Raw genomic sequence first — 5,731 nt, 5'->3', positions numbered from 1 at the left:
TCCCTGCGCCCGCTGTGGAGACAGCTCAACGCACACAAGACGCTTTCCACGGGCAAGCTCGACGTCCTCGTCCACCTCGCCGACCGCGGCCGCGCAACATCGGCGGAACTCGCGACCGCGGCGAAGATCAGCCCGCAGGCGATCGCCACCGCCGTCCGCGAACTCGAAGGCCTCGGCCTGATCACCCGCACGCCCGACGACCGCGACCGGCGACGGGTGTGGATCGAACTCACCGAGGCCGGCCGGCAGCGGCTCGCCCACGAACGCTCGATCGGCAACGCATGGCTCGAACGGGCGATCGCAGAGCAGCTGACCGACGACGAGAGAGACCTGCTCGGCGCCGCCGTTCCCCTCCTGCGGAAGCTGACGGGCGGTGCTGCCGTTGAGTGAGCGCACCGAACGATCCCTGCTGCTTCCCGCCCTCGTCTACACCGCTCTGACCAGTGCGATCGTCAGTTCCCTGGGCATGCTGCTCGTGCCGACCATCGCCGAGGAGTTGTCGGTGTCCGTCAGCTCCGCACAGTGGATGCTCACGATCAATCTGCTCGTCGGCGCCGTCGCCACCCCGATCATGGGGCGGCTCAGCGACGGCCCGCACAAGAAGCGGCTGCTGTTGGTGTCCCTGGCGACCATCCTGGTGGGCTCCGTCCTGGCGGCGTGCGCCCCGAACTTCACCGTCTTCCTCATCGGCCGGGCCCTGCAGGGGCTGTCCTACGGCATCGTGCCCGTGACCATCGCCCTCGCCCGCCGATACCTGGCGGAGGACAAGGTGCGTGTGGGCATCTCCAGCCTGTCGGTTACCGTCTCCACCGGTCTCGGAATCGGCTATCCGCTCACCGGCATCCTGGCCAGTGCCGCCGGTTTCCGCGCCGCCTTCGCGTTCGCCGCCGTCTTCCTCGTGACCGCCTCGATCGTGGTGTGGCGCATCGTTCCGAACGGACCGGACGAGCGTGGCCTCCGCACGAGGTTCGACACCGTCGGCGCCCTCCTCCTCGGTGCGGGGCTCGCGGCCCTGCTCGTCGCGGTCAGCGAAGGCGCCAACTGGGGTTGGTCCTCAGGGTGGACCCTCTCCTGCTTCCTCATCGCGGCGGTCCTGCTGGCCGGGTGGTCGTTCGTCGAACTGCGCATCCCGAATCCGCTCGTCAACCTGCGGGTGGTCCGCAACAAGGACGTGCTGCTCGCCAACGGCACCGCCATCGGCCTCGGCGCCGCGATGTACATCGGGCTCCCGGTGAGCAGCCTCGTCGCGCAGTCACCCACCTCCACGGGCTACGGCATCGCCCTGCCGCTGTTCTGGGCCGGCTTCGTCATGCTCCCGCTGTCGGTGGGTAGCTTCGGCGCCAACCGTATCGTGCGGGCACTCGCGCGCCGCATCAGCCTTCCCACGCTGCTCCCCCTCGGTGCCGGGGTCATGACGGTCTCGGCCTTCCTGCTGTGGTTCGAACACGACCGGCTGTGGGAGATCCTCGTCGGGATGTTCCTGTTCGGCATCGGCATCGGCACGACCTACGCCGCGATGCCCGCACTCATCGCACGCAGCGTGGCCGACACCGAACTCGGCAGCGCCGTCAGTTTCAACCAGGTCCTCCGCACCGTCGGCGGCGCCTTCGGCAGTGCCCTGTCCGGAGCCGTCCTCGCCGCACACATGGGCGCCGACCTGCATCCGACCGACGGAGGCATCACGCTCGCGTTCGCCCTCGGGGCGTGCGGCAGCGTGATCGTGTTCGCCGCGCTCGCGGTCAACCATGTCCGGTCGCTCCGTCCATCCGATACCTCGGTGAGCACGCCGGCCCTCCACGGTGCCGATCTACGCCGTTGACTGGACACCGCCGATACACGGAGGCCGCGTTCAGGTAGTGACGTGAACGCGGCCCCCGTGTTCTTGCGTCGGACTTGGCCCGGGACTCACTACTGCAACGACAGTTTGTGACCGAGGTTGTACCTATGGTGATTGATCTTGGTGCAGTCGGAGGTGTTGGAGTGGTCAGCCGGGTTCACGGCGTTCTGCAGTCGGTTCGCGCATCGGTTCTCGCGGGTGGAGTCGCGGCGGCGGATGGTGGCGTATGTCCGTGGATTGCTCGCGGAGGTCGAACGGAAGAACGGCTGGACGTTGGCCGAGGCGGCGGGTGACGTCGGCCCGGAGCGCATGCAACGACTGCTGAACTTCTATGCCTGGGACTGCGACGGGCTGCGCGATGACGTGCGAGACGTGGTGGTCGAGGCGATCGGCGACGAGCAGACCGGGGTGTTGATCGTCGACGAGACCGGATTTCTGAAGAAAGGCAACAGCTCCGCGGGCGTCGCCCGGCAGTATTCCGGCACCGCCCGACGGATCGAGAACAGCCAGGTCGGGGTGTTCCTCGCCTATGTCTCCGACCGCGGTCGGGCGTTGATCGACCGGGAGCTGTATCTGCCCAAGGCCTGGACCGACGACCGGCAGCGGTGCCGGGACGCCGGCATCGACGACGACATCGGATTCGCAACGAAACCCGGACTGGCACAGTTGATGATCGAACGTGCACTCGATGCCCGTATCCCGTTCGGGTGGGTCACCGCCGACGAGGCCTACGGACAGGTCGGCCGGCTGCGGATGTGGCTCGAATCGCGCGGCGTGGCGCACATGCTGGCGGTGGCACTGTCACGTTATTCGAAAAGTCCAGCAGCGCCGCCTATTTAAGAAAGGCTGCTACAGGGCACCGCCGGGCCGTTCACTTTCAGGCGGCGGCATCGGTCGCGGTGACTTCCTGCCAGACCGCGAAGCGGTCGGCCATCTCGGTACGCCATTCGGGCGCCGAGAGTCTGTGCCGGTTGGGCCGGAAATGCGGTGAGATGCCCGAGAAAGCGGACAGGAATCGTTGCGCGTGCCCGGGCGATGTGAAGCGCTTCATCGCATGTTCCCGCTGCCTGGTGGGTTGATGCGAGTTCTCGGCTCGATTGTTCACATACTTCGATCGGCGATGCTCGACCGAGACCAGCATCTCGCGGTGCGCCACCTGGTAGCTGGCGAGCTTGTCGGTGACCAGCACCCGCGGCACGTATCGCAGGCCCTTGAGCAGCTTGCGGAAGAATTTCTTGGCTGCCTGGGTGTTTCGGCGGGACTGGACCAGCACGTCGAGGACGTTGCCGTCCTGGTCGACCGCGCGCCACAGGTAGTGCTGGGTGCCGTTGATGCGGATGAAAACCTCGTCGAGATGCCATTTGTCACCGGTCCGCGCCCGCCGTCGGCGCAGCTGGTTGGCGTAGGCCTGCCCGAACTTGGCGCACCACCGCCGGATGGTCTCGTAGCTGACCAGGACACCGCGTTCGAGCATCATCTCCTCGACCTCACGGAAGCTGAGCGGGAAGCGGAAGTACAACCACACGCAGTGGTTGATGATCTCGACCGGGTAGCGGTGGCCTTTGTACGACGGCATCGGGGTGGTCACGCCACATTCTCCCAGCTCCCAGTTTGCAGCGTTCAACAACGTGACAGTGCCGACTCTCGTCGGTTGACGCACAAATAACAAATCAAGATAATGGCCGTACAAATGCTCTCTTTCGGCTCGTCGAGCTCCGCTGCAGTGAGGACACCCACGTGAGTTACCACCTGAACGACGAAGAGGCCTTCCTGGTCAAGACAGTGCGCGAGTTCATCGATCGGGAGGTCAAACCATCGGTGCAGGAAGTCGAGCACGCCAACGACTATCCCGAGAAGTGGATCGAACAGATGAAGCAGATCGGGATCTACGGACTGGCGGTGCCGGAGGAATACGGTGGAACACCGGTCTCGATGCCCTGCTACGTCCAGGTGACCGAGGAACTCGCCCGCGGATGGATGTCGCTGTCCGGCGCAATGGGCGGGCACACCGTCGTCGCCAAACTGGTCGGACTGTTCGGCACCGAGGAACAGAAGCAGCGGTACCTGCCGAAGCTCGCAACCGGGGAGATCCGGGCGACGATGGCGCTCACGGAACCGGGCGGGGGTTCCGACCTGCAGGCCATGACCACCACCGCGAAGACCGACGGCGACGATCTGGTGATCAACGGAGCGAAAACGTGGATCACCAACGCCCGGCGGGCGGGCCTGATCGCGCTGCTGTGCAAGACGGACCCGTCGGCGACGCCACGACACAAGGGCATCTCGGTGGTGCTGGTGGAGCACGGACCGGGACTCACCGTCTCACGAGACCTCCCCAAGCTCGGCTACAAGGGCGTGGAGAGCTGCGAGTTGTCGTTCGACAACTACCGCATTCCCGCGACCGCGATCCTCGGCGGCGAAGCTGGCCGAGGATTCGGGCAGATGATGAAGGGGTTGGAGACCGGCCGGATCCAGGTGGCTTCCCGTGCGCTCGGTGTCGCGGCGGCGGCGCTGGAGGACTCCCTCGCGTACGCGCAGCAGCGTGAGAGCTTCGGACAGCCGATCTGGAAGCACCAGTCGATCGGGAACTACCTGGCGGACATGGCCACGAAGCTGACGGCGGCGCGGCAGCTGACCCGGTTCGCGGCCGAGAAGTACGACGCCGGTGACCGGTGTGACATGGAGGCAGGGATGGCGAAGCTGTACGCCTCCGAGGTCGCCATGGACATCGCGCTCAATGCCGTCCGCATCCACGGCGGCTACGGCTACTCCACGGAGTACGACGTGGAACGGTACTTCCGGGACGCGCCCCTGATGATCGTCGGCGAGGGCACCAACGAGATCCAGCGCAACGTCATCGCATCCCAGCTGGTGGCCCGCGGCGGTCTCTGACCTCGTCCACCACTAGGCTCGTCGTGCCATGGACGGACCGCCCGCCGTCCGACGACGTCGAAGGGAGCAGGCGGTGACGGAACCGGCCTATGCGCGGTTGTCGCGCCGCCTGAGGGAGGACATCGAAGCGGGTGTGTACCGCGAGGGTGTCCGACTGCCGACGGAGGCCGAGCTCACCGAACAGCACGGCGTCAGCAGGCAGACGGTGCGACGGGCGTTCCAGGACCTGGTGGCCGACGGCATCGTGTACCGGGTACCCGGACGTGGCACCTTCGCCCGTGAGTCCACCGGACGGTATTTGCGCCAGCTCGGTTCGATCGAAGACCTGATGAACCTGTCGACGGACACGATGATGGAGATCGTCACGCCGCTGCGGCGTCAGGTCGACATCGAGGCGGCCAGCAGGTTACGGCTCGACACCGACCTGCTCTACACGGTGTCGTTCCGTCGCCTGTACGACGTGGTGCCGTTCGTGTTCACCACGGTCTACCTGCCCGAGTCCGTGGGCCGGGCGGTGCTGGAGGCACCCGAGGTCGCGGCGGGGGCCTCCAGCACGTACACGATGATCGGCCTCGTCGAACCGCATCTCGACCTCCCGATCGTGCAGGCCGATCAGTCCATCACCGTCGCGGCGGCGCCCGCAGCGGCCGCCGCCGCGGTGGGGTGCGAGCCGGGGCATCCGATGCTGCGGGTCGATCGGTTGTACTCGAACGAGCGCGAGGAGCCGACGGAACTCGCGATCAGCTACTTCCTGCCGGAGCACTACACCTACCGGGTCACCCTCCGGCGTCGGTGACGCGCAGGGCCACAGGCGTCGGTGACGCCGCGCGGCCACGTGCCGCCGTCCGACGGTCCGGGGTGACCGAACTCGCGCGTTGGGCTGCCTATTGCCTCACGTCAAGATGCGCGCGAGGTTTGCTTCGTTGCCTCATCCGATGATGCGCGCGTGGCGACTGCCGTGACGGCGGGGACGCGGGCCGGACCGGCCTTGGCGATGGTCAG

5 protein-coding genes and 1 pseudogene are annotated in these 5,731 nt (G+C 66.6%); 5 read left to right on the top strand and 1 reads right to left on the bottom strand.

The genetic code is table 11. The features are described from left to right. From K3M35_RS25220 to K3M35_RS25210, 3 genes and pseudogenes are all read left to right on the top strand, one after another. Positions 1–390: MarR family winged helix-turn-helix transcriptional regulator (locus K3M35_RS25220; RefSeq protein ID WP_220667228.1), on the top strand; the 390-nt coding region annotated here is incomplete at its 5' end. Next, positions 377–1,819 (top strand): MFS transporter, encoded by a 1,443-nt coding sequence (locus K3M35_RS25215; RefSeq protein ID WP_220667230.1) that lies wholly within the window; start codon positions 377–379, stop codon positions 1,817–1,819. The genes K3M35_RS25220 and K3M35_RS25215, both read left to right, overlap by 14 nt. 141 nt (positions 1,820–1,960) lie before the next feature. Then, a pseudogene (locus tag K3M35_RS25210) lies at positions 1,961–2,638 on the top strand (IS701 family transposase); the annotation flags it as partial. A 76-nt stretch (positions 2,639–2,714) separates the two neighbouring features. Here the strand turns inward: K3M35_RS25210 and K3M35_RS25205 are convergent. Then, positions 2,715–3,413 (bottom strand): IS6 family transposase, encoded by a 699-nt coding sequence (locus tag K3M35_RS25205; RefSeq protein WP_220667229.1) that lies wholly within the window; start codon positions 3,411–3,413, stop codon positions 2,715–2,717. Positions 3,414–3,574: 161 nt separating this feature from the next. Here K3M35_RS25205 and K3M35_RS25200 point away from each other — a divergent pair, with 161 nt between their 5' ends. Together K3M35_RS25200 and K3M35_RS25195 are read left to right on the top strand one after the other, a co-directional pair. Then, entirely contained in the window at positions 3,575–4,729 is a 1,155-nt protein-coding gene (locus K3M35_RS25200; protein ID WP_192379002.1) for an acyl-CoA dehydrogenase family protein, read from the top strand. 28 nt (positions 4,730–4,757) lie between these two features. Beyond that, positions 4,758–5,525, top strand: a complete 768-nt coding sequence (locus K3M35_RS25195; protein WP_220667227.1) for a GntR family transcriptional regulator — start codon at positions 4,758–4,760, stop codon at positions 5,523–5,525. Positions 5,526–5,731: the final 206 nt, after the last annotated feature.

The organism is Rhodococcus sp. DMU2021 (genome assembly GCF_019641445.1).
Lineage (GTDB): Bacteria > Actinomycetota > Actinomycetes > Mycobacteriales > Mycobacteriaceae > Rhodococcus > Rhodococcus pyridinivorans.
Note: the sequence above shows the minus strand (reverse complement) of the source record. Positions and strands in the feature narration are given on the sequence as shown.

Coding starts and splice junctions, on each gene's coding strand:
- K3M35_RS25205 (WP_220667229.1), bottom strand. CDS start 3,413: ATGCCGTCGTACAAAGGCCACCGCTACCCGGTCGAGATCATCAACCAC.
- K3M35_RS25195 (WP_220667227.1), top strand. CDS start 4,758: ATGGACGGACCGCCCGCCGTCCGACGACGTCGAAGGGAGCAGGCGGTG.